The following is a 22340-nucleotide window of genomic DNA, read 5'->3' as shown; positions in this document are numbered from 1 at the left end:
CCAGCTACGACTACCCGGGCGACGACATTCCGATCATCAAGGGTTCGGCCCTGGCCGCAATGGAAGGCCGCGACCCCGAGATCGGCGAGAACTCGATCAAGGCGCTGATCGAAGCCGTCGACACCTACATCCCGACGCCCGAGCGCGCCGTGGACCAGCCCTTCCTGATGCCGATCGAAGACGTCTTCTCGATCTCGGGCCGTGGTACGGTCGTGACCGGCCGTGTCGAGCGTGGCGCCGTCAACGTCGGCGACGAACTGGAGATCGTGGGCATCCGCGACACCAAGAAAACGACCTGCACGGGCGTGGAAATGTTCCGCAAGCTGCTGGATCGTGGTGAGGCTGGCGACAACGTCGGCGTCCTGCTGCGCGGCATCGACCGTGAAGGCGTGGAACGTGGCCAGGTGCTGTGCAAGCCGAAGTCGGTGACCCCGCACACCAAGTTCGAAGCCGAAGCCTACATCCTGACCAAGGAAGAGGGTGGCCGTCACACGCCGTTCTTCGCCAACTACCGTCCGCAGTTCTACTTCCGCACGACCGACGTGACCGGAACGGTGACCCTGCCGGAAGGTACGGAAATGGTCATGCCCGGCGACAACCTGAAGTTCGAAGTCGAACTAATTGCGCCGATCGCCATGGAAGACAAGCTGCGCTTCGCCATCCGCGAAGGCGGCCGCACCGTCGGTGCAGGCGTCGTCTCGAAAATCATCGCCTGATCGGTTTCACGATCGGGACGCGAAAGGCCGCCTTTGGGCGGCCTTTTTTCGTGACAGGGGCCGCTGTGGGGCCAAGCCCCCTTGACGCAAGCGGCCATATCGGGCAGATGGCGGCATCGCCGTCGGCTCTGTCGTTTTTCCGACAGAATCGGCTGCTGCCCGTAGGGCCGCCTTTTCAGGGGCGGCCTCTACTATTTCATACGGTCCGATGCTGGCGCCGCGCGGTGCGATGTCAGCCTCTCGACTGGAACTCCCCACCAAGGGAAGTGCAATGCAAAGCCAGAATATCCGGATCCGGCTGAAAGCCTTTGACTATCGTGTGCTGGACGCCAGCACGCAGGAGATCGTCAACACGGCCAAGCGCACCGGCGCGACCGTTCGCGGCCCGATCCCGCTGCCGAACAAGATCGAAAAATTCACGGTTCTCCGTGGTCCGCACATCGACAAGAAGTCGCGCGACCAGTGGGAAATCCGCACGCACAAGCGTCTGCTGGACATCGTCGATCCGACCCCGCAGACCGTTGACGCCCTCATGAAGCTCGACCTCGCCGCCGGCGTGGATGTCGAGATCAAAGTCTGAGGAGGCAGATCATGTTGCGTACTGGTGTTATCGCCAAGAAACTGGGCATGACGCGTCTCTTCCTGGAAGATGGCCGTCAGGTTCCCGTCACTGTTCTTCAAATGGACGGCCTGCAGGTCGTGGCGCAGCGTACCGCTGACCGCGACGGCTATACTGCCGTTCAGCTGGGTGCAGGCACCGCCAAGGCCAAGCGGACCACCGCTGCCATGCGCGGTCACTTCGCCAAGGCTTCGGTCGCGCCCAAGCGCAAGGTCGCGGAATTCCGCGTCGCCGAAGAAAACCTGATCAACGTCGGTGAGGAAATCACGGCTGACCACTATTTCGCAGGTCAGTATGTGGACATCGCCGGCACCTCGATCGGTAAGGGCTTTGCGGGCGCGATGAAGCGTCACAACTTCGGTGGTCTGCGCGCCTCGCACGGCGTGTCGATCAGCCACCGTTCGCATGGTTCGACCGGTCAGTGTCAGGATCCCGGCAAGGTCTTCAAGGGTAAGAAGATGGCCGGTCACCTGGGTGCCGTCCGCGTCACCACGCAGAACCTGCAGGTCGTCCGCACGGATGCCGACCGTGGCCTGATCATGGTTAAGGGTTCGGTTCCGGGTTCCAAGGGTGGCTGGGTCACGATCAAGGATGCGGTCAAGAAGGCCACGCCCGAGAACGTCATCTATCCCGCCGCGCTGAAGTCGGCTGCCGATGAAGCGAAGCGTCTGGCCGAGGAAGCAGCGAATGCCGCTGCAGCCGAGGAAGAAGCAGCACGCATCGCCGCCGAGGAAGCTGCAGCCGCCGAACAGGAAGCTGCGCTGAAAGAAGCCGAGGCATCGACCGAGTCCGACAACGGCGAAGCCGCGCCGGAAGGAGACAAGTGATGAAACTCGATGTGATCAAGCTGGACGCCGGCAAAGCCGGGTCGATCGAGCTGGCAGACGACGTCTTCGGGCTGGTCCCGCGTGGCGACCTGCTGCAGCGCGTCGTGCGCTGGCAGCGTGCGAAGGCACAGGCAGGCACCCACTCGGTGCTGGGCAAGTCCGACGTCAGCTACTCGACCAAGAAGATCTACCGCCAGAAGGGCACCGGTGGCGCACGTCACGGTTCCCGCAAGGCGCCGACCTTCCGTCACGGTGGCGTCTACAAGGGCCCGACCCCGCGGTCGCACGCCTTTGATCTGCCCAAGAAGGTGCGGGCCCTGGGTCTGCGTCATGCCCTTTCGGCAAAAGCAACCGCCGGTGAACTGGTGATCATCGAGGACCTGAACCTCGAGAACGCCAAGACCTCGGCAGTCGCGAAGGCCGTGAAGGAAAACGGTTGGAAGCGCGTGCTGGTGATCGACGGTTCCGAAGTGAACGAGAACTTCGCCCGTGCCGCCCGCAACCTCGAGGGCGTGGATATCCTGCCGTCGATTGGTGCCAACGTCTATGACATCCTCAAGCGTGACACGCTGGTGATCACGCGCGCTGGTGTCGAAGCTCTGGAGGCTCGTCTGAAATGAGCGCGAAAGCTGAACATTACGACGTGATCGTCAAGCCGATCATCACCGAAAAAGCGACCATGACCTCGGATAACAACGGCGTCGTGTTCCAGGTGACCAAGGATTCGACCAAGCCGCAAATCAAGCAGGCTATCGAAGCCCTGTTCGGTGTCAAGGTGAAGGCGGTCAACACCACCATCACCAAAGGCAAGACCAAGCGTTTCAAGGGTCAACTGGGCCGTCGTGTCGACGTCAAGAAAGCCTATGTGACGCTGGAAGCCGGCAACACTATCGACGTGTCGACCGGTCTCTGATAGCAGAGCACGATTCTGCGGCCCCGGGCATGTTCCGGGGCCGCATCGACTGAAACGGACCACCTCGGTCCAAAGCAACGGAAGACAGAAAGATGGCATTGAAGTCGTATAAACCGACGACGCCTGGCCAGCGTGGGCTGGTTCTGATCGACCGTTCGGAGCTTTGGAAAGGTCGCCCGGTCAAAACCCTCACTGAGGGTCTGACCAAGAAAGGCGGCCGGAACAACACCGGACGGATCACCATGCGTCGCCAAGGCGGCGGTGCAAAGCGCCTGTATCGCATCGTCGATTTCAAGCGGACGAAATTCGACGTCGCGGCTGTTGTCGAACGCATCGAATACGATCCCAACCGCACGGCATTCATCGCGCTGGTCAAGTACGAAGACGGCGAGCAGGCCTACATCCTGGCCCCGCAGCGTCTGGCCATCGGCGACAAGATCTTCGCCGGCAAGAAGGTCGACGTGAAGCCCGGCAACGCCATGCCCTTCAGCGGCATGCCGATCGGCACGATCGTCCACAACGTCGAGCTGAAGCCCGGCAAGGGCGGCCAGATCGCACGTTCGGCCGGCACCTACGCCCAGTTCGTCGGTCGCGACGGCGGCTATGCACAGATCCGCCTGTCCTCGGGTGAACTGCGCCTGGTCCGTCAGGAATGCATGGCCACCATCGGTGCAGTGTCGAACGCCGACCACTCGAACCAGAACCTGGGTAAAGCAGGTCGCAACCGTCACAAGGGCATCCGTCCTTCGGTTCGCGGTGTTGCAATGAACCCGATCGACCACCCGCATGGTGGTGGTGAAGGTCGCACGTCGGGTGGCCGCACGCCGGTCACGCCCTGGGGTAAGGACACCAAGGGCAAGAAGACCCGCAGCAACAAGGCGACCGACAAGTATATCTTGCGTTCGCGCCACGCGAAAAAGAAGGGGCGTTGATCCATGGCACGTTCTGTTTGGAAGGGCCCCTTTGTTGACGCCTATGTGCTCAAGAAAGCGGAAAAGGCCCGTGACTCGGGAAAATCCGACGTCATCAAGATCTGGTCGCGTCGTTCGACCATCCTGCCGCAATTCGTGGGTCTGACCTTCGCGGTCTACAACGGGCACAAGCACATCCCCGTTGCCGTCAGCGAAGAGATGATCGGCCAGAAATTCGGTGAATATTCGCCCACGCGCACCTATTACGGTCACGCTGCGGACAAGAAAGCCAAGAGGAAGTAATCGTCATGGGTAAGGAAAACAATCCGCGCCGCGTGGCGGAGAACGAGGCCTTCGCAAAGACGAAGATGCTTCGCACCTCGCCGCAGAAGCTGAACCTGGTTGCGCAACTGATCCGCGGCAAGAAAGTCGACAAGGCCCTGGCCGATCTGACCTTCTCGCACAAGCGTGTCGCCGGTGACGTGAAGAAATGTCTTCAGTCGGCAATTGCCAACGCTGAGAACAACCATGGCCTGGACGTCGACAACCTGATCGTCGCCGAAGCCTGGGTTGGCAAGAACCTGGTGATGAAGCGTGGCCGTCCGCGGGCACGTGGTCGTTTCGGCAAGATCATGAAGCCGTTTTCGGAAATCACCATCAAGGTGCGCCAAGTCGAGGAGCAAGCGTAATGGGTCAGAAGGTCAATCCGATCGGCATGCGTCTCCAGGTCAACCGCACCTGGGACAGCCGCTGGTACGCCGACGACAAGGAATATGGCAACCTTCTGCTTGAAGACCTGAAGATCCGGGACTTCATCAAGACGGAAGCCAAGCAGGCCGGCATCAGCCGCGTCATCATCGAACGCCCCCACAAGAAGTGCCGCGTGACCATTCACGCAGCGCGTCCCGGTGTCATCATCGGCAAGAAGGGTGCGGACATCGAGGTCCTGCGCAAGAAGCTGGCGAACTTCACCGACAGCGAACTGCACCTGAACATCGTCGAAGTGCGCAAGCCGGACATCGATGCGGCCCTGGTCGCCGAATCGATTGCCCAGCAGCTGGAGCGCCGCGTGTCGTTCCGTCGCGCCATGAAGCGTTCGGTCCAGAACTCGATGCGTCAGGGTGCCTTGGGCATCCGCGTGAACGTCGCCGGTCGTCTTGGCGGCGCCGAGATCGCGCGCACCGAATGGTACCGCGAAGGTCGCGTGCCGCTGCACACCCTGCGTGCGGACATCGACTATGCGCTGGCCGAAGCCACGACCCCCTACGGGATCATCGGCGTCAAGGTGTGGATCTTCAAGGGCGAGATCATGGAACATGATCCCCAAGCCCGCGATCGCCGCGCTGCCGAGGCCCAGGAAGGTCCGGCACCCCGTGGTCCGCGCCGCGACGCTCGGTAAGGAGTAACCAAAATGCTGCAACCGAAACGCACTAAGTACCGCAAACAGCACAAGGGCCGTATCCACGGTGATGCGAAGGGTGGTTTCGACCTGAACTTCGGCTCGTTTGCACTGAAGGCCGTCGAGCCCGAGCGTGTGACCGCGCGCCAGATCGAGGCGGCTCGCCGTGCGATCACGCGTCACATGAAGCGTCAGGGTCGCGTCTGGATCCGCATCTTCCCGGACGTCCCGGTTTCGTCGAAGCCGACCGAAGTTCGTATGGGTAAGGGTAAGGGCTCGGTCGATTTCTGGGCTGCCCGCGTCCACCCGGGCCGGATCATGTTCGAGATCGACGGCGTCAACGACACCATCGCCCGCGAGGCCCTGCGCCTTGGCGCGATGAAGCTGCCGGTCCTGACCCGCATCGTCGCACGCGAAGACTGGTAATCGGGCGGCGCGCGCGACGCGCCACCTGAAGACCTGTGGCCCCGCCGGGAAACCGGCGGGGTTTCCCTTTTCCCGGAAGTCCGGGGATAAAGGGTTGCCAAATACCGGAATCGCCTGTATGCGCAGGCCTTCATCACGAAACTCCACCGGAATCAGGGTGGCCCTGGATGTCAGGGGCCCTCCGGTGATGTTGAAAGGAAGAGGCGTCATGGACGCGAAAGAACTCAGGAACAACACGCCTGACCAGCTGAAGGATCAGCTGGTTGCGCTGAAGAAAGAAGCCTTCAACCTGCGCTTCCAGCAGGCCACCGGCCAGATCGCCAGCACCGCTCGCATGCGCGAAGTCCGTCGTGACGTCGCCCGTGTGAAGACCATTCTGAACCAGAAAGCGGCGGAAGCCGCGGCCGCAAACTAAGGAGCCCGGCACATGCCCAAACGCATCCTGCAAGGCCGCGTCACCAGCGACAAGAACGCCCAGACCGTCACCGTCCTGGTCGAACGCCGCTTCAAGCACCCGCTGCTGCACAAGACGGTTCGCCTGTCGAAGAAATACCGCGCACATGACGCGGAAAACCAGTTCAAGGTCGGTGACCTCGTTCGCATCGTCGAATGTGCTCCGATCTCGAAGACGAAACGCTGGACTGTCCTGACGGACGAAACTGCCTCGGCATAAGTCCATCATCACAGATCAGAAATGATCGAAACCCTGGGGCCGGACGATCCGGTCTCCAAAGGTCGGGAGAAACCAAATGATCCAGATGCAGACCAATCTGGATGTTGCTGATAACTCGGGCGCTCGCCGGGTTCAGTGCATCAAGGTTCTGGGTGGTTCGCACCGTCGCTATGCGTCGGTGGGCGACATTATCGTCGTGTCCGTCAAGGAAGCCATCCCGCGGGGCCGGGTCAAGAAAGGCGACGTCCGCAAGGCCGTCGTCGTCCGCACCGCAAAAGAAGTGAACCGTGAAGACGGCACCTCGATCCGTTTTGACCGCAATGCTGCCGTCATCCTGAACAACCAGGGTGAACCGGTCGGCACGCGTATCTTCGGACCGGTCGTTCGTGAACTTCGCGCCAAGAGCTTCATGAAGATCATCTCGCTCGCGCCGGAGGTGCTGTAATGGCTGCCAAGCTTAAAAAAGGCGACAAGGTTGTCGTTCTGGCCGGCAAGGACAAGGGCAAGCAGGGTGAAATCACCGCTGTCATGCCCAAGGACGACAAGGCCATCGTCGACGGCATCAACGTCGCCATCCGCCACACGCGTCAGAGCCAGACCTCGCAGGGCGGTCGCGTGGAAAAATCCATGCCGATCCACCTGTCGAACCTGGCACTGATGGACGCGAACGGCAAAGCGACCCGCGTCGGCTTCCGCGAGGAAGACGGCAAGAAGGTCCGTTTCGCCAAGACCACGGGAGACGTGATCTGATGCTGGACGCAACCAAGTACACGCCGCGTCTTCGCGCGCAGTTCAACGATTCGGTTCGTGCTGCCCTGAAGGAAGAATTCGGCTACAAGAGCGACATGCAGCTGCCCCGTCTGGACAAGATCGTCCTGAACATGGGTGTCGGCGAAGCTGTCAAGGACACCAAGAAGGTCAAGCAGGCCGCTGAAGAGCTATCGCTGATCGCCGGTCAGAAGGCTGTCATCACCTACGCCAAGAAGTCGATCGCCGGCTTCCGCGTCCGTGAAGAGATGCCGCTCGGCTGCAAGGTGACCCTGCGCGGCGACCGCATGTACGACTTCCTGGACCGCCTGATCAACATCGCGCTGCCGCGCGTCCGCGACTTCCGCGGCGTGAAGCCGACCTCGTTCGACGGTCGTGGTAACTACGCGATGGGCCTGAAGGAACATATCGTCTTCCCGGAAATCAACTTCGACAAGGTCGACGAAGTTCTGGGCATGGACATCATCATCTGCACCACCGCGAAGACCGACGCGGAAGCGAAGTCGCTGTTGAAGCATTTCAACATGCCGTTCACCAGCTGAGTCGCGGAGGGAAAGAAGATATGGCAAAGAAATCCATGGTCGAGCGCGAGAAGAAGCGCGAGCGTCTGGTTCAGAAGTACGCCGCAAAGCGTGCCGAGCTGAACGAGATCGTTCATGACCAATCCCGCCCGATGGAAGAGCGCTTCAAGGCCACGCTGAAGCTGGCCGAACTGCCGCGCAACTCCTCGCCCACGCGCCTGCACAACCGGTGCCAACTGACCGGTCGTCCGCATGCGTATTACCGCAAATTGAAACTGTCGCGGATCATGCTGCGCGAGCTGGGCTCGAACGGTCTGATCCCCGGCCTGGTCAAGTCCAGCTGGTAAGGGGGAACAGAGAATGATGAACGATCCTCTCGGCGATATGCTGACCCGCATCCGCAATGCGCAGATGCGTGGCAAATCGACCGTTCGCACCCCCGCCTCCAAGCTGCGCGCTTGGGTTCTGGACGTGCTGAAGAACGAAGGTTACATCCGCGGATACGAGGAAGTGACCAATGCCGCCGGCCATAACGAGCTGGAAATCGGCCTGAAGTACCACGACGGCATTCCGGTCATCCGGGAAGTGGCGCGTGTTTCGAAGCCTGGTCGCCGCGTCTATACCGGTGCCAAGGCAATTCCGCAGGTTCGTCAGGGTCTGGGCGTCTCGATCGTCTCGACTCCGAAGGGCGTCATGTCGGATGCAGCCGCTCGCAGTGCCAATGTTGGCGGCGAAGTTCTCTGCACCGTGTTCTAAGGAGGGCAGCAGATGTCTCGGATTGGTAAAAAGCCGGTCGAACTGCCCAAGGGCGTGACGGCCGAGATCAAGGGTCAGCAGATCGAAGTGAAGGGGCCGAAAGGCACCCGCAGTTTCACTGCGACCGACGAAGTGAACATCACGCTTGACGACAACCTCGTCAGCGTGGAACCGCGCAACAACACCAAGCGTGCTCGTCAGCAGTGGGGTCTTACCCGCTCGATGATCGAGAACCTGACGATCGGTGTGTCGACGGGCTTCAAGAAAGAGCTGGAGATCCAGGGCGTGGGTTACCGCGCCACGATGCAGGGCAATGTCCTGAAGCTGGCTCTGGGTTATTCGCACGACGTGAATTTCGATGTGCCCGCAGGCGTGACCATCACGGCTCCGAAGCAGACCGAGATTGTTGTCGAAGGTATCGACCAGCAGCTGGTCGGCCAGGTTGCGGCGAACATTCGCGAGTGGCGCAAGCCCGAGCCCTACAAGGGCAAGGGAATCCGCTACAAGGGCGAGTATGTTTTCCGCAAGGAAGGCAAGAAGAAGTAAGGGGCGCATGAAATGGCACTGAAGAAGCAAGAGCTGTTCCAGAAGCGCCGCTTGCGCGTGCGGAACAAACTGCGGGCAATGTCGAACGGGCGTCCGCGCCTGTCCATCCATCGCTCGTCCAAGAACATCTCGGTTCAGGTCATCGACGACCTGAAGGGCGTGACCCTGGCTTCGGCCAGCACGCTGGAGAAGGACTTCGGCCTCGTCGGCAAGAACAATGTCGAAGCGGCTGCCAAGATCGGCGCGGCAATTGCCGAGCGCGCGAAGGCAGCCGGCGTGGAAGAAGTCGTCTTCGACCGCGGTGGTTTCATCTTCCACGGCAAGGTCAAGGCTCTGGCCGACGCCGCCCGTGAAGGTGGTCTGAAGTTCTGATATTGCGGGCGGCGCTTTCCCTTGGGAACGCGCCGCCCCGATGATCCGGGGGTGTCTCACCCACCTGGATCGGTCAACACGGCGCGGTCTGCGCGCCACCGTATAAGGAATGCCTCATGGCAGAACGTGACAATCGCCGGGGCGGTCGCAACGACCGCGAAGAAAACCCGGAATTCCAGGATCGCCTCGTCGCGATCAACCGCGTGTCGAAAACCGTCAAAGGTGGTAAGCGCTTCGGCTTTGCTGCTCTGGTCGTCGTCGGCGATCAGCGCGGTCGCGTCGGTTTCGGCAAGGGCAAGGCCAAGGAAGTCCCGGAAGCCATCCGCAAGGCGACCGAGCAGGCCAAGCGCGGCCTGATCCGCGTGCCGCTGCGCGACGGTCGCACGCTGCACCACGATATCGAAGGCCGTCATGGCGCCGGCAAGGTGATCATGCGCACCGCCGTTCCGGGTACCGGCATCATCGCCGGCGGTCCGATGCGTGCCGTTTTCGAAATGCTGGGTGTCCAGGACGTCGTGGCCAAGTCGCAGGGTTCGCAGAACCCCTACAACATGATCCGCGCAACCCTGGATGGCCTGAAGAAGGAATCCAGCCCCCGTTCGGTCGCGCAGCGTCGCGGCAAGAAAGTGGCTGACATCCTGCCCTCGAACGACAAGCCGGCTGACGCCGCTGTCGAAGCGTAAGGAGCGAGGCACATGGCAACCATCGTCGTCAAGCAGATCGGATCCCCGATCCGTCGTCCCGCCATTCAGCGTGCAACGCTGAAGGGTCTGGGCCTGAACAAGATGAACCGCACCCGCGAGCTGGAAGATACCCCGGCGATCCGCGGCATGGTCGCGAAGATCCCGCACTTGGCGGTGATCATCGAAGAAAAAGCCTGATCCCATCCGGATCGGCAGATGAAGACGCCCCGCGACAGCGGGGCGTTTTTCGTTGGGCCCGCCTATTCCGCCGCGCGGCAGGCATAGACGGTGCCGCCCACGGCGACGACCGAGACCGCCGCCCCCGTCAGCAGCACGGGCGATGCCGCGACCGCAGCTGCGGCCCCGCCAAGCGACGCCAAGGCCCCTGAGATGGCGCTGCCAGTTCCCGAAACGATGACCGCGCCCGATCCGTCGGGCAGGGCGCGCAGGCCCTGGACCGATTTGCGCGCCGCCGCCGATCCGATGGCCGCGGCACCGCCGCTGGCCTGGTTGACCCGGCTGCAGAGCGTGGCCGAGGCAGTCTTGCAGCGTCCCCATGCGTCACGCTCGCCCAAATCGTATCCGGCCACCGAATCGGTTTCTTCGTCATGGCGCAGGCAGAAGGGCTGGCGCTGGTCGTCGTCCAGTTCCGGCGTCAGGCTGCGCAGGACCACGTAACTGGGGCAGTCGTGCTGGCCGATCCGCGCCGCCAGCCGTTCACGGCGGGAATAATCGGCGACCATCCCGGCCTCATCTCGGTCATAGCCAAGGACGACATCCTTGCCGTTGATGCGCGCATGGCACATCGTCGGTTCGGCCGCAGCGGCAAGTGAGGTCAGGAAGGGCAGGGCCATCGCGGCCAAGTACATACGCATGTCGGGATCTTTCGGGTCTGCTGTCCGTCCTGAGTAGCGCGGGCGGCGGCACGCTCAAGACACAAGGGCGTGGGGGTCGCGCGAAAGGAGGCGACCGTGGCATGCGGATCGCTTGAATGCCGTGCGGTTTGCGCGTATAGGCCCACGGTGTCTTGAAGGCATCCTGATTCACAAAACGATATGCCGTGTCCCCCTGTATCGCTTCTGGGGTGTGTCCGGCCAAGGAGAAGCGACATGAAACTGCATGAAATCCGCGACAACGAAGGCGCGAACCGTTCCAAGAAGCGCGTTGCGCGTGGTCCCGGTTCGGGCAAGGGCAAGATGGCCGGCCGTGGTATCAAGGGCCAGAAGTCGCGTTCGGGCGTTGCCCTGGGTGGCTATGAAGGCGGCCAGATGCCGCTCTATCGCCGTCTGCCCAAGCGTGGCTTCACCGCGCCGAACGCCAAGTCGTTCGCCGTCGTGAACCTGGGCCAGATCCAGCGCTTCATCGATGACGGCAAGATCGACGCATCGGCCGAGCTGACCGAAGACGCGCTGGTCGCATCGGGTCTGGTCCGCCGCAAGCTGGACGGCATCCGTCTGCTGGCGAAGGGCGAGCTGAAGGCCGGCCTGACCATCGTCGTCACCGGCGCATCGAAGTCCGCCGTCGAGGCTGTCGAGAAGGCCGGCGGCAAGGTTTCGCTGCCCGCACAGGCCGCGGCTGCTGAATAAGCTGTTGATCGGGGGTTTCGCGCCCCTAAGATAGCATCTAGGTTTTCAGGCGCCGCCGGTCCCCGGAATACGGGTCGGCGGCGCTGTCATGACACGGGACGGACACACATGGCGTCAGCCGCAGAACAGATGGCCGCGAACCTCTCATGGGGTCAGCTTGGAAGGGCCACGGAACTTCGCCAACGGATCTGGTTCACGATCGGTGTCCTGATCATGTATCGCATCGGCACCTATATCCCTGTGCCGGGGATCGACGGGGCCGCGTTGCGCAACTTCATGGATCAGGCCCAGTCCGGGATCGGCGGCATGCTGTCGATGTTCACGGGTGGCGCATTGGGCCGCATGGGCGTCTTCGCCCTTGGCATCATGCCCTATATCTCGGCCTCGATCATCGTCCAGCTTCTGACTTCGATGGTTCCCTCGTTGGAGCAGTTGAAGAAGGAAGGCGAGCAGGGCCGCAAGAAGATCAACCAATACACGCGCTATGGCACCGTCGCCCTGGCGCTGTTCCAGGCTTACGGTCTGGCACGCAGCCTGGAAGCCGGGGGCCTGGCGCATGACGCGGGCCTGTTCTTCCAAGCCTCTGTCGTCATCACGCTGGTCGGCGGCACCATGTTCCTGATGTGGCTGGGTGAACAGATCACCGCACGCGGCATCGGCAACGGCATCAGCCTGATCATCTTCGTCGGCATCCTGGCCGAGATCCCCGCGGCGCTGGCGAATTTCTTTGCGCAAGGCCGTTCGGGCGCGATCTCGACCCCGGTGATCCTCTTCGTGATCGTCATGCTGATCGCGGTCATCGCATTCGTGGTCTTCATGGAGCGGGCGCTGCGCAAGATCCGCATCCAGTATCCCCGGCGCCAGGTCGGCATGAAGGTCTATGACGGCCAGTCCAGCCATCTGCCGGTCAAGGTGAACCCCGCAGGCGTGATCCCGGCGATCTTCGCCAGCTCGCTTCTGCTGCTGCCGATCACGATCTCGACCTTCTCGGGCAATGAATCGGGTCCGATCATGTCGACGATCCTGGCCTACTTCGGTCCCGGCCAGCCGCTCTACCTGCTGTTCTTCGCGGCGATGATCGTGTTCTTCACGTATTTCTACACGCAGAACGTGTCGTTCAAGACCGATGATGTCGCCGACAACCTGAAGAACCAGGGCGGCTTCATTCCCGGCATCCGTCCGGGCAAGCGCACGCAGGAATACCTGGACTATGTCGTGAACCGCGTGCTGGTCATCGGTTCAGCCTATCTGGCGCTGGTCTGCCTGATGCCAGAAATTTTGCGGACCCAGTTCTCGATCCCGGTCTATCTGGGCGGCACCTCGGTGCTGATCGTTGTCTCGGTGACGATGGACACGATCAACCAGGTCCAGAGCCATCTGCTGGCCCACCAATACGAAGGGCTGATTGAGAAATCCCAGCTTCGCGGTAAGCGTAAGCCGGGGACGCCCAAGCCGCGCCGCGCACCGTCGCGCCGCTGACCGGGCGGCCGACGCCTTAAACATGACGCGAAAAATGGCCCAAGACTGGCCAGCCTGAGGGGGACACGCCATGACCATCAACATCATCCTGCTGGGGCCTCCGGGTGCCGGCAAAGGCACGCAGGCCCGCCGCCTTGTCGAAGAGCGTGGCCTTGTTCAGCTGTCCACCGGCGACATGCTGCGCGCCGCGCGCAGCTCGGGAACCGAAATGGGCAAGCGCGTGGCCGAGGTCATGGACCGCGGTCAGCTGGTCACCGATGAGATCGTCATCGGCCTGATCCGCGAACAGCTTGCCCAAGGCGGCAACGGCTTCATCTTCGACGGCTTTCCGCGCACGCTGGCGCAGGCCGATGCGCTTGGCGATCTGCTGGCCGAGACCGGCATGACTCTTGATGCGGTGATCGAGATGCAGGTCGATGACGAGGCGCTGGTGCGCCGCATCACCGGCCGCTTCACCTGCGGCAATTGCGGCGAGGTCTATCACGACGACACCAAGCCTACCGCGAAGGAAGGCGTCTGCGACGTCTGCGGCTCGACCGACCTCAAGCGTCGCGCCGACGACAACGAGGACAGCCTCAAGACGCGCCTGCTGGAATACTACAAGAAGACCTCGCCGTTGATCGGCTATTACTATGCCAAGGACAAGCTCACGCAGGTCGACGGCCTGGCCGCGATGGACAAGGTTGGCGCCCAGATTGCCAAGGCGCTGGACAGCTGATGGACTCTGTGCGGAACCGGGCTTGACCCGGCTTCGCCGTCTCGATAGATCACGGCATCTCGCAAGAGAATCGCCCGTTCGCGGGTGATCATCGAATTGGCCCGAAGGCATGGCTTTCGGGCCTTGCGTTGTGAAAAAAGGTTCCGGTGCTACGGAACCGCAACTGAAAAGGAAAACGCGTGGCTCGTATTGCTGGCGTCAACATTCCGACGGGGAAACGCGTCCCCATCGCACTGACCTACATCCACGGCATCGGCGACATGTACGCCAAGCAGATCTGTGAAGCGACCGGGATCGACCTGACCCGCCGCGTCAACGAACTGTCGGATGCCGAAGTCCTGTCGATCCGCGAATACATCGACGCGAACCTGACCGTCGAAGGCGACCTGCGCCGCGAAGTTCAGATGAACGTCAAGCGCATGATGGACCTGGGTTCCTATCGCGGTCTTCGCCACCGTCGCGGCCTTCCGGTCCGCGGTCAGCGCACGCACACCAATGCGCGCACCCGTAAAGGCCCGGCAAAAGCCATTGCCGGCAAGAAGAAGTAAGGGGTAGCGACATGGCACGTGATAAAACTCGCATGAAGCGTAAAGAGCGCAAGAACATCGCCACCGGCGTTGCTCATGTGAACTCCAGCTTCAACAACACCAAGATCCTGATCTCGGACGTCCAGGGCAACGCGATCGCGTGGTCCTCGGCCGGTACGATGGGCTTCAAGGGTTCGCGCAAGTCGACCCCCTATGCCGCCCAGATGGCTGCCGAAGATGCAGGCCGCAAGGCGCAGGAACACGGCGTCCGCACGTTGGACGTCGAAGTTCAGGGCCCCGGTTCGGGCCGTGAATCGGCTCTGCGCGCGCTGGCAGCAGCAGGCTTCAACATCACGGCGATCCGTGACGTGACGCCGATCGCGCACAACGGCTGCCGCCCTCCGAAGCGCCGCCGCGTCTGATTTCGGATCATCAACGACCGGACCGCACGTATTCCGCGCGGTCCGGATTTTCGCATTTCACCTCGGGCGTTTCCGACTTTGGTCATGAGACGGGGACAGGTATGGAGGCAAACCCATGATCCACAAGAATTGGGCCGAACTGATCAAGCCGACTCAGTTGGCCGTCAAGCCGGGCGCTGATGCGACCCGCACGGCGACCGTGGTCGCCGAACCGCTGGAGCGCGGTTTCGGCCTGACGCTTGGCAACGCGCTGCGCCGCGTGCTGATGTCCTCGCTGCAAGGCGCAGCCATCACCTCGGTCCAGATCGACAACGTCCTGCATGAATTCAGCAGCGTCGCCGGCGTCCGCGAGGACGTCACCGACATCGTCCTGAACCTCAAGGGCGTCACGCTGAAGATGGACGTCGAAGGCCCCAAGCGTCTGACGCTGTCGGCCAAGGGTCCGGGCGAGGTCAAGGCCAGCGACATCCAGGAAACGGCCGGGATCACCATCCTGAACCGCGACCATGTCATCTGTCATCTGGACGACGGCGCCGACCTGAACATGGAACTGACCGTGCAGACGGGCAAGGGCTATGTCGCGGCCGACAAGAACCGTCCCGAAGATGCCCCCATCGGCCTGATCCCGATCGACGCGATCTTCTCGCCGGTCAAGCGCGTCAGCTACGAAGTCACCCCGACACGCGAAGGTCAGGTGCTGGATTATGACAAGCTGACCATGAAGATCGACACCGACGGTTCGCTGACCCCGGAAGACGCCGTGGCCTATGCCGCGCGCATCGTTCAGGACCAGCTCTCGGTCTTCGTCAACTTCGACGAGCCGGAAGCCGCCAGCCGCCAAGACAGCGACGAGGGTCTGGAATTCGATCCGCGTCTGCTGAAGAAGGTCGACGAGCTGGAGCTGTCGGTCCGTTCGGCGAACTGCCTGAAGAACGACAACATCGTCTATATCGGCGACCTGATCCAGAAGACCGAAGCCGAGATGCTGCGCACCCCGAACTTCGGTCGCAAGTCCTTGAACGAGATCAAGGAAGTGCTGTCTGGCATGGGTCTGCACCTGGGCATGGACGTGGTCGATTGGCCGCCGGAGAACATCGAGGACCTGGCAAAGCGTTTCGACGACCAGTTCTGAGATTGCGGCGGGGCGCCTGATGGGCGCCTTGCCACACGCTGGGCGCAAGCCCCAAGGAGAGCGGCCCGCACCGCATGGGCCGCCGGACAAAGCAAAAGACGTCTTAGGAGAATATCATGCGTCACGCACGTGGCTATCGCCGCCTCAACCGTACCCACGAACACCGCAAGGCGCTGTTCGCCAACATGTCCGGCTCGCTGATCGAGCACGAGCAGATCAAGACCACCTTGCCGAAAGCCAAAGAACTGCGTCCGATCATCGAAAAGCTGATCACGCTGGCAAAGCGCGGCGACCTGCACGCACGCCGTCAGGCCGCGTCGCAGCTGAAGCAGGACATGCATGTCGCCAAGCTGTTCGACGTTCTGGGTGAGCGTTACAAGGATCGTCAGGGTGGCTATGCCCGCATTCTGAAGGCCGGTTTCCGTTATGGCGACATGGCACCGATGGCGATCATCGAGCTGGTCGACCGCGATACCTCGGCCAAGGGTGCTGCGGACCGCGCACGCCTGGAAGCAGAGTTCGCCGCCGAAGAGTGATCTCCGGATCACCGTCAGGTTGATCAACCCCGTCGTGCAGCCGCATGGCGGGGTTTTTTCACCACTTGCATGACGTGACGTTACGCAATCTTTGCACGTGAAACTTCCACGCGGCCCGATGCTTGAAGTAGGCTTGCGCAATGTGGCTGCGCGCGCCCCATGACTTTCAAGGAGGAAATTCGATGTATCAGGCGGAATTCTTACGCCCATTAACTTGCGGGAAACTATATCAACGCAAGCTGACCATGAAGATTCTCCCCGTTCCTCGCAACTTGTACAAAAAAACATGTCATCTCGTGCAGATATAAACGCCGGACTCGCGAAGCTGGGCAAGCTTGCCCATTCGGGGTATTTCGTCGGTCTGCACATCCGCTTTGCGGCGCCGCTGATGCAGTTCCAGACCTATTCCGAGGAATGGTCGGAGTTCTATTCGCAAAACGGCTATGCTCTGCGCGACCCCACGATCGCTTGGGGCTTTTCGACGACCGGCGCGTGCCGCTGGTCGGCGCTGCCAATTCCCGACCCCTTCAACATCCTGCGCGAGGCTGCGAATCACGGCCTCACCTATGGTCTGACGGTGTCGAACGGACCCATCTCGTCGCGGACGATCGCCTCCTTCGGGCGGGCCGACCGCGAGTTCACCGATGACGAGATCGAGCAGATCTCGGTCACGATAAAGCGGCTTCATGAAATCACAGAGCCGCCTGCGAGCCTGACAAAAGCTCAGAAAGAAGCCCTTCGCTGCATCGCGCAGGGTGACCGTCACGCGGCGGCGGCTGCAAAGCTTGGAATTACCGAAAGCGCGTTCAAGGCGAGGCTTATTTCAGTCCGTGAACGGCTGAAGGCGAGAACGACCGCCGAGGCGCTGCAACGGGCCAAGGAATACCGTTTGCTGTAGATGTCACCTTGGGGTCCGCATGGCAGGGAAGGGGGCCCTTACACCCCAGGAGCACCGAATGCAGATCACGACCCTGTCCTTTTCAAACCTTCACAACCATGGTGAATTGTTCGCCAATCTCTTCCGGGCCAGAAAGCAGAGCTTCATCGTTCACAAGAACTGGGATCTGCCCGAATCCGACGACATGGAGTTCGACCAGTACGACACGCCGCAAAGCCGCTGGATCGCCATCCATGACATGGGCGAGGTTCTGGCAGGTATCCGCCTGACGCCCACCACGGCCCGCTGTGGGATCTATTCCTACATGATTCGCGACGCGCAGGAGGGGATCCTGGGCGGTTCGATCCCGCAGGATCTGCTGAACGATCCGGCGCCCGTCGATCCCCATATCTGGGAATGTTCGCGGGTTTTCGTCAGCCATTCGATCCCGCAGATGTATCGCCGCAAGGTGCATTTCAAGATGGTCGAGGCGATGACGTCATCGGCCCGCGACCTTGGCGCGACCAAGCTGATCGCGCTGACCGGGTCGAACTGGCCACGTTGGTATGGCCGCTGCGGATTGACCGCCGAGGCATTGGGCCCCGAAATGTGGATCGACGACGGCAGCTTCCAATGCGTCGCGATCGACCTGGCATCCAAGATGCACTGACGATTGCCGATGGGGGCTGTCGCATGAACCGCGACGGCCCTAGACTGCGCAATCATGGCTGATCTTTTCGACACGACACCGCCGCAGAACCCTGCCCCCGCTGGAAAGGCCGGGCCCCGTCCCTTGGCCGACCGCATCCGCCCGACCCGGCTGTCCGAGGTCATCGGTCAGGGCAAGGTCTTGGGGCCTGACGGGCCGCTTGGCAGCATGCTGGCGGCCGGCAGCTTGTCGTCGCTGATCCTCTGGGGGCCGCCCGGTGTGGGCAAGACGACCATCGCACGGCTTCTGGCGGATGAAACGGATCTGGCCTTCGTGCAGATCAGCGCCATCTTCACCGGCGTGCCCGACCTGCGCAAAGTGTTCGAGGCCGCGCGTCTGCGCGCCAGCCAGGGTCGCGGGACCCTGTTGTTCGTCGATGAGATCCACCGCTTCAACAAGGCGCAGCAGGACAGCTTCCTGCCGCATATGGAGGATGGGACCATCCTGCTGGTCGGGGCCACGACCGAAAACCCCAGCTTCGAGCTGAACGCTGCCGTCATGTCGCGCGCCCAGGTCATCGTGCTGGAACGTCTGTCACTGGCCGATCTGGAGCTGATGGCGCAACGGGCCGAACGTGAGATCGGCCGCAAGCTGCCCCTGACCGCCGACGCCCGCGAGGCCCTGCTGGAAATGGCCGATGGCGATGGGCGTGCGGCGTTGAACCTGATCGAACAGGTGGCGGCATGGAAGACCGACGGCAAGGTCGACCGCGACGCCTTGGCGCAGCGGCTTATGAAGCGGGCGGCAAAATACGACAAATCGGGGGATGAGCATTATAACCTGATTTCGGCCCTGCATAAATCCGTGCGTGGCAGCGACCCGGATGCAGCGCTTTACTGGTTCGCGCGGATGCTGGAGGGTGGCGAGGACCCCCGTTATCTTGCCCGCCGCATCACCCGCATGGCGGTCGAGGATATCGGTCTGGCCGATCCCGCCGCCGCGCGGCACTGCCTTGACGCTTGGGCGATGTATGAACGCCTTGGCAGTCCGGAAGGCGAGTTGGCGCTGGCTCAGGCGGTCCTCTATCTGGCTTTGGCACCCAAATCGAACGCGGGTTACGCCGCCTATAAGAACGCCCGTGCCGAGGCGAAGCGCACCGGCAGCCTGACGCCTCCGGCCCATATTCTGAACGCGCCGACCAAGATGATGAAGGAACAGGGCTATGGTGCGGGCTATGCCTATGACCACAACGAGGAGGACGGCTTCAGCGGCCAGAACTATTTCCCCGACGGCATGAAGCGTCCGGTCCTCTATAATCCGGTCGAACGGGGGTTCGAGCGGGAATTGAAACGCCGCTTGGACTGGTTCGTGGCGCAGCGGCTGAAGCGTGGCGGTTGACTTTGGCTGCCACTGGCGACACACCCGCGCGATGATGAACCCCTTTCTGCAAGTCGCGATCGGCGGCGCGCTTGGCGCCACCGGTCGTTTCGCCGTTTACCGGATGATCCCCCCGCATTGGGCCGCACTCGGCCTTGCGACGGGGCTGGTGAACATTGCCGGATCGTTCCTGATGGGGCTGCTGGCGGCCTTGTTCGCCCATCGGGTGGGGAATGCCTATGCGCCCCTTCTTCTGACGGGCTTCCTTGGCGGGTTCACGACGTTTTCGGCATTCTCGCTTGATGTGCTGACGATGTGGGAAAAGGGTCAGGGCGGCATCGCCTTGGCATATGTGGCAGGAACGGTCCTGCTGTCGCTGGTGGCCGTCGTGGCGGGACTGGCATTGGGTCGAGGAATTTGGGCATGAGCGGCGTACAGACAATCCGGGTCACCGAGGAAGACGGCGAACAGCGCCTTGACCGCTGGCTACGCAAGCGCTTTCCGCATGTCTCGCAGGTGGCGATCGAGAAGCTGTGCCGCACGGGCCAGCTGCGCGTCGATGGTGGCCGCGTCAAGGGCGCGACCCGCGTCCAACCCGGGCAGGAGGTCCGCATCCCGCCGATGCCCGAACCCGGCCCGGCCCGCGAACGCAGCGAACGTCCCCTGGGCCCGCAGGTCAATCAGGCCGACGAGCAGATGATCCAGAAGGCCGTCCTGTGGAAGGACGAACATATCATCGCACTGAACAAGCCTCCGGGCCTGCCCAGCCAGGGTGGCAGCGGTCTGGGCGGTCGCCATGTCGACGGGCTGACCACCGCGCTGATGTTCGGCTACAAGGAGCGCCCCAAGCTGGTGCACCGGCTGGACAAGGATACCTCGGGGATCCTGCTGCTGGCCCGCACCGACCGGATCGCCCGCGCCCTGTCCGAGGCGTTCCGCCTGCGCAGCACCCGCAAGATCTATTGGGCCGCCGTCGCGGGTGTGCCCCATCCCCGGATGGGCACGATCCGCTATGGCCTGGTCAAGGGCGGCCATCGCGGCGGGGATGAGAAGATGATCGCCGTCCATCCCCGTGACATCGACAAGACCGAAGGCGCAAAGCGCGCGACCACCGATTACGCCGTGCTGGACGCGCTTGGTACGCGGGCCAGCTGGTGTGCGCTGGTGCCGATCACCGGCCGCACCCATCAGCTGCGCGCCCATATGGCCGAGCTGGGCCACCCCATCGTGGGCGACGGGAAATACGGCGGCTCGGGGCAGGAAAACCTGGGCGATGGCTGGGGCGCGCAACTGGGCGGAGAGATCAGCAAGAAGCTGCATCTGCACGCCCGCAGCCTGACCTTCGATCATCCGATCACCAAGAAGCGCATCACCCTGACCGCGCCCTTGCCCGAACATATGTCCCGCACGTGGAATTCGCTTGGCTGGCATGAAAACGACGTCCCCGCCGATCCCTTCGCGGAGGACGAATGAGGCTTGTCGTCTTTGATGTCGATGGCACGCTGGTGGACAGCCAGGGTCTGATCTTGGCGGCGATGGACAGCGCCCTTGCCGGGGCGGGGCTGGCCCCCATGCCGAGGGCCAAGGTCCTGTCGATCGTCGGGCTGTCCCTGCCGGTCGCCGTCGCACAGCTTCTGCCCGGTGCGCCCGAAGGCGTGCAGCAACTTGTGACCGAGGGTTACAAATCGGCCTATACTGCCGCCCGCGCCGCGCAGGCCGCGCCGCTGTATGATGGGGTGGCCGACTGTCTGGACCGTCTGGCGATGCGCGACGATCTGCTGCTGGCTGTCGCCACCGGAAAATCGCGCCGGGGCCTTGATGCGGTCATCGCGGCGCACGGCTGGCAGGGGCGCTTCATCAGCCTGCAGACTGCGGACGGGCATCCTTCGAAGCCACATCCCTCGATGCTGCAGGCGGCGATGGCGGATGCCGGGGTCGATGCCGGTGATGCGCTGATGATCGGCGACACCAGCTTCGACATGCAGATGGCGCGCAACGCCGGAATGGCGGGCTTTGGCGTCGCATGGGGCTATCACCCGCGGGCCGAACTGATGCAGGCCGGGGCCGCGCGCATCTTCGACGATTACGCATCCCTCACCCTAGCCCTCGAGGAGTGGTCGGCATGACCGAATGGAAAGCACGCCGGTTCTGGAAATCCGCCGCAACCCGCCCCGCGGACGACGGATGGGAGGTCGCCCTAGACGACCGCCCCCTGCGCACGCCGGGCAAGAAACCCCTGATCCTGCCCACGCAGGACCTTGCGCAGGCCGTGGCCGCGGAATGGGACGCGCAGGACGACATCATCCGTCCTGACAGCATGCCGCTGACCCGTGCCGCCAATTCCGCCGTCGAGAAGGTCGCCCCCCAGTTCGAAGGGGTTGCGGCGATGCTTGCCGAATATGGTGGCACCGATCTGCTGTGTTATCGGGCAACCGATCCGCAGCCCCTGATCCACCTCCAGGCCGAGGCCTGGGACCCGCTGATCGAATGGGCGGCCACCCGCCATGACGCGCCTTTGACTGTCACCCATGGCGTCATTCCGGTCGATCAGCCCGCCGAATCACTGGCGCGTCTTCATGCGCAGGTGGCCGGACTGGACCTGTATGGGCTGACCGCGCTGCACGATCTGGTGACGATTCCGGGATCTCTGGTCCTTGGACTGGCCGTCGTCCAAGGCCGGATTGACGCAACGGAATCCTTCCGCCTGTCGCGCGTCGACGAGGAGTTCCAGATTGCCAATTGGGGCGAGGATGACGAGGCACGGCAGGTCGCCGAGGCGCGTTTGCTGGCCATGAAGCAGGCAGAACGCCTGTGGCATCTGTCCCGCAAGGGTTGAAAGCGCTTTGCACCCGGGACGGGGTTCTTGACGCGGGAACTTGTATCGGCACAATGTCGCCTATTGGGGCA

The 22340-nt window shown here is 62.5% G+C and carries 36 protein-coding genes; 35 read left to right on the top strand and 1 reads right to left on the bottom strand.

Going from position 1 to position 22340, the window contains the following annotated elements; genetic code table 11:
• The 21 genes from DDE75_RS14970 to rpmD form a co-directional block, all read left to right on the top strand.
• On the top strand, nucleotides 1–716 hold a 716-nt coding region (locus DDE75_RS14970), incomplete at its 5' end, for an EF-Tu C-terminal domain-related protein (protein WP_245894764.1).
• Between the two features lie 271 nt (nucleotides 717–987).
• Entirely contained in the window at nucleotides 988–1296 is a 309-nt protein-coding gene (rpsJ, locus tag DDE75_RS14965; RefSeq protein WP_042247848.1) for a 30S ribosomal protein S10, read from the top strand.
• An 11-nt stretch (nucleotides 1297–1307) separates the two neighbouring features.
• The gene (gene rplC, locus DDE75_RS14960; protein ID WP_108503178.1) at nucleotides 1308–2162 is read left to right on the top strand and encodes a 50S ribosomal protein L3; all 855 of its coding nucleotides are present in this window, start codon (nucleotides 1308–1310) and stop codon (nucleotides 2160–2162) included.
• On the top strand, nucleotides 2162–2782 hold the full coding sequence (rplD, locus tag DDE75_RS14955) for a 50S ribosomal protein L4 (protein ID WP_108503177.1): 621 nt from the start codon (nucleotides 2162–2164) through the stop codon (nucleotides 2780–2782). Before rplC ends, rplD begins: the two co-directional genes overlap by 1 nt.
• A complete protein-coding gene (locus DDE75_RS14950; RefSeq protein ID WP_108503176.1) occupies nucleotides 2779–3075 on the top strand; it encodes a 50S ribosomal protein L23 in 297 nt (98 codons plus the stop codon). The genes rplD and DDE75_RS14950 overlap by 4 nt, the downstream gene beginning before the upstream one ends.
• Nucleotides 3076–3167: 92 nt before the next feature.
• A complete protein-coding gene (gene rplB, locus DDE75_RS14945) occupies nucleotides 3168–4007 on the top strand; it encodes a 50S ribosomal protein L2 (protein WP_072295583.1) in 840 nt (279 codons plus the stop codon).
• A gap of 3 nt (nucleotides 4008–4010) precedes the next feature.
• Nucleotides 4011–4289, top strand: coding sequence for a 30S ribosomal protein S19 (rpsS, locus tag DDE75_RS14940; protein ID WP_108503175.1), 279 nt, complete (start codon nucleotides 4011–4013; stop codon nucleotides 4287–4289).
• Nucleotides 4290–4294: 5 nt separating this feature from the next.
• Nucleotides 4295–4675, top strand: a complete 381-nt coding sequence (gene rplV / locus DDE75_RS14935) for a 50S ribosomal protein L22 (RefSeq protein ID WP_072295580.1) — start codon at nucleotides 4295–4297, stop codon at nucleotides 4673–4675.
• Entirely contained in the window at nucleotides 4675–5385 is a 711-nt protein-coding gene (gene rpsC, locus DDE75_RS14930) for a 30S ribosomal protein S3 (protein ID WP_108503174.1), read from the top strand. The genes rplV and rpsC overlap by 1 nt, the downstream gene beginning before the upstream one ends.
• A gap of 12 nt (nucleotides 5386–5397) precedes the next feature.
• Nucleotides 5398–5811, top strand: a complete 414-nt coding sequence (gene rplP, locus DDE75_RS14925; RefSeq protein ID WP_108503173.1) for a 50S ribosomal protein L16 — start codon at nucleotides 5398–5400, stop codon at nucleotides 5809–5811.
• Between the two features lie 208 nt (nucleotides 5812–6019).
• Nucleotides 6020–6226 (top strand): 50S ribosomal protein L29, encoded by a 207-nt coding sequence (rpmC, locus tag DDE75_RS14920; protein ID WP_108503172.1) that lies wholly within the window; start codon nucleotides 6020–6022, stop codon nucleotides 6224–6226.
• A 12-nt stretch (nucleotides 6227–6238) separates the two neighbouring features.
• Nucleotides 6239–6484 carry a 30S ribosomal protein S17 gene (gene rpsQ / locus DDE75_RS14915; RefSeq protein WP_108503171.1) on the top strand — a complete coding sequence of 82 codons (246 nt, stop codon included), beginning with the start codon at nucleotides 6239–6241 and terminating at the stop codon, nucleotides 6482–6484.
• A 76-nt stretch (nucleotides 6485–6560) separates the two neighbouring features.
• On the top strand, nucleotides 6561–6929 hold the full coding sequence (gene rplN, locus DDE75_RS14910) for a 50S ribosomal protein L14 (RefSeq protein WP_072295573.1): 369 nt from the start codon (nucleotides 6561–6563) through the stop codon (nucleotides 6927–6929).
• A complete protein-coding gene (gene rplX, locus DDE75_RS14905) occupies nucleotides 6929–7234 on the top strand; it encodes a 50S ribosomal protein L24 (protein WP_108503170.1) in 306 nt (101 codons plus the stop codon). The genes rplN and rplX overlap by 1 nt, the downstream gene beginning before the upstream one ends.
• Nucleotides 7234–7794: a 50S ribosomal protein L5 gene (gene rplE / locus DDE75_RS14900; RefSeq protein ID WP_108503169.1), complete on the top strand. Its 561-nt coding sequence runs from the start codon at nucleotides 7234–7236 to the stop codon at nucleotides 7792–7794. Before rplX ends, rplE begins: the two co-directional genes overlap by 1 nt.
• Before the next feature lie 20 nt (nucleotides 7795–7814).
• Nucleotides 7815–8120 carry a 30S ribosomal protein S14 gene (gene rpsN, locus DDE75_RS14895; RefSeq protein WP_108503168.1) on the top strand — a complete coding sequence of 102 codons (306 nt, stop codon included), beginning with the start codon at nucleotides 7815–7817 and terminating at the stop codon, nucleotides 8118–8120.
• A gap of 16 nt (nucleotides 8121–8136) precedes the next feature.
• On the top strand, nucleotides 8137–8529 hold the full coding sequence (gene rpsH / locus DDE75_RS14890; RefSeq protein ID WP_108503192.1) for a 30S ribosomal protein S8: 393 nt from the start codon (nucleotides 8137–8139) through the stop codon (nucleotides 8527–8529).
• A gap of 12 nt (nucleotides 8530–8541) precedes the next feature.
• Complete coding sequence (rplF, locus tag DDE75_RS14885) at nucleotides 8542–9075, top strand: 50S ribosomal protein L6 (protein WP_108503167.1); 534 nt, start codon at nucleotides 8542–8544, stop codon at nucleotides 9073–9075.
• A gap of 12 nt (nucleotides 9076–9087) precedes the next feature.
• Nucleotides 9088–9447 carry a 50S ribosomal protein L18 gene (gene rplR / locus DDE75_RS14880; RefSeq protein ID WP_108503166.1) on the top strand — a complete coding sequence of 120 codons (360 nt, stop codon included), beginning with the start codon at nucleotides 9088–9090 and terminating at the stop codon, nucleotides 9445–9447.
• Nucleotides 9448–9563: 116 nt separating this feature from the next.
• A complete protein-coding gene (gene rpsE / locus DDE75_RS14875) occupies nucleotides 9564–10130 on the top strand; it encodes a 30S ribosomal protein S5 (RefSeq protein WP_072295565.1) in 567 nt (188 codons plus the stop codon).
• Between the two features lie 12 nt (nucleotides 10131–10142).
• Nucleotides 10143–10328 carry a 50S ribosomal protein L30 gene (gene rpmD, locus DDE75_RS14870; protein WP_108503165.1) on the top strand — a complete coding sequence of 62 codons (186 nt, stop codon included), beginning with the start codon at nucleotides 10143–10145 and terminating at the stop codon, nucleotides 10326–10328.
• 62 nt (nucleotides 10329–10390) lie between these two features.
• Here the strand turns inward: rpmD and DDE75_RS14865 are convergent, their stop codons facing one another.
• Nucleotides 10391–11005, bottom strand: coding sequence for a hypothetical protein (locus DDE75_RS14865; RefSeq protein ID WP_162799063.1), 615 nt, complete (start codon nucleotides 11003–11005; stop codon nucleotides 10391–10393).
• A gap of 234 nt (nucleotides 11006–11239) precedes the next feature.
• Here DDE75_RS14865 and rplO point away from each other — a divergent pair, with 234 nt between their 5' ends.
• The 14 genes from rplO (at nucleotide 11240) to DDE75_RS14795 (ending at nucleotide 22269) form a co-directional block, all read left to right on the top strand.
• Entirely contained in the window at nucleotides 11240–11716 is a 477-nt protein-coding gene (gene rplO / locus DDE75_RS14860; protein WP_108503163.1) for a 50S ribosomal protein L15, read from the top strand.
• A 108-nt stretch (nucleotides 11717–11824) separates the two neighbouring features.
• Entirely contained in the window at nucleotides 11825–13195 is a 1371-nt protein-coding gene (secY, locus tag DDE75_RS14855) for a preprotein translocase subunit SecY (RefSeq protein WP_108503162.1), read from the top strand.
• Between the two features lie 70 nt (nucleotides 13196–13265).
• A complete protein-coding gene (locus DDE75_RS14850; RefSeq protein WP_108503161.1) occupies nucleotides 13266–13913 on the top strand; it encodes an adenylate kinase in 648 nt (215 codons plus the stop codon).
• A gap of 179 nt (nucleotides 13914–14092) precedes the next feature.
• Nucleotides 14093–14461 carry a 30S ribosomal protein S13 gene (rpsM, locus tag DDE75_RS14845; RefSeq protein ID WP_108503160.1) on the top strand — a complete coding sequence of 123 codons (369 nt, stop codon included), beginning with the start codon at nucleotides 14093–14095 and terminating at the stop codon, nucleotides 14459–14461.
• A gap of 11 nt (nucleotides 14462–14472) precedes the next feature.
• Nucleotides 14473–14862 carry a 30S ribosomal protein S11 gene (gene rpsK, locus DDE75_RS14840; protein WP_042247912.1) on the top strand — a complete coding sequence of 130 codons (390 nt, stop codon included), beginning with the start codon at nucleotides 14473–14475 and terminating at the stop codon, nucleotides 14860–14862.
• A gap of 115 nt (nucleotides 14863–14977) precedes the next feature.
• Nucleotides 14978–15994, top strand: a complete 1017-nt coding sequence (locus DDE75_RS14835; protein WP_072295554.1) for a DNA-directed RNA polymerase subunit alpha — start codon at nucleotides 14978–14980, stop codon at nucleotides 15992–15994.
• Between the two features lie 116 nt (nucleotides 15995–16110).
• On the top strand, nucleotides 16111–16530 hold the full coding sequence (gene rplQ / locus DDE75_RS14830) for a 50S ribosomal protein L17 (protein ID WP_072295553.1): 420 nt from the start codon (nucleotides 16111–16113) through the stop codon (nucleotides 16528–16530).
• A gap of 286 nt (nucleotides 16531–16816) precedes the next feature.
• A complete protein-coding gene (locus DDE75_RS14825; protein ID WP_072295552.1) occupies nucleotides 16817–17428 on the top strand; it encodes a helix-turn-helix transcriptional regulator in 612 nt (203 codons plus the stop codon).
• Nucleotides 17429–17486: 58 nt separating this feature from the next.
• Nucleotides 17487–18077: an acyl-homoserine-lactone synthase gene (locus tag DDE75_RS14820; RefSeq protein ID WP_108503159.1), complete on the top strand. Its 591-nt coding sequence runs from the start codon at nucleotides 17487–17489 to the stop codon at nucleotides 18075–18077.
• 54 nt (nucleotides 18078–18131) lie between these two features.
• Nucleotides 18132–19454: a replication-associated recombination protein A gene (locus DDE75_RS14815; RefSeq protein ID WP_108503158.1), complete on the top strand. Its 1323-nt coding sequence runs from the start codon at nucleotides 18132–18134 to the stop codon at nucleotides 19452–19454.
• A 31-nt stretch (nucleotides 19455–19485) separates the two neighbouring features.
• Nucleotides 19486–19860 (top strand): fluoride efflux transporter FluC, encoded by a 375-nt coding sequence (locus DDE75_RS14810; RefSeq protein ID WP_108503157.1) that lies wholly within the window; start codon nucleotides 19486–19488, stop codon nucleotides 19858–19860.
• Nucleotides 19857–20906 (top strand): RluA family pseudouridine synthase, encoded by a 1050-nt coding sequence (locus DDE75_RS14805; RefSeq protein WP_108503156.1) that lies wholly within the window; start codon nucleotides 19857–19859, stop codon nucleotides 20904–20906. Before DDE75_RS14810 ends, DDE75_RS14805 begins: the two co-directional genes overlap by 4 nt.
• Complete coding sequence (locus DDE75_RS14800; protein ID WP_108503155.1) at nucleotides 20903–21559, top strand: HAD-IA family hydrolase; 657 nt, start codon at nucleotides 20903–20905, stop codon at nucleotides 21557–21559. Before DDE75_RS14805 ends, DDE75_RS14800 begins: the two co-directional genes overlap by 4 nt.
• The gene (locus DDE75_RS14795) at nucleotides 21556–22269 is read left to right on the top strand and encodes an ATP12 family chaperone protein (RefSeq protein WP_108503191.1); all 714 of its coding nucleotides are present in this window, start codon (nucleotides 21556–21558) and stop codon (nucleotides 22267–22269) included. The genes DDE75_RS14800 and DDE75_RS14795 overlap by 4 nt, the downstream gene beginning before the upstream one ends.
• Nucleotides 22270–22340: the final 71 nt, after the last annotated feature.

Source organism: Paracoccus indicus, from assembly GCF_003056335.1.
Lineage (GTDB): Bacteria > Pseudomonadota > Alphaproteobacteria > Rhodobacterales > Rhodobacteraceae > Paracoccus > Paracoccus indicus.
The sequence above is the reverse complement of the archived record's forward strand: the minus strand, read 5'-3'. Positions and strand labels throughout refer to the sequence as shown.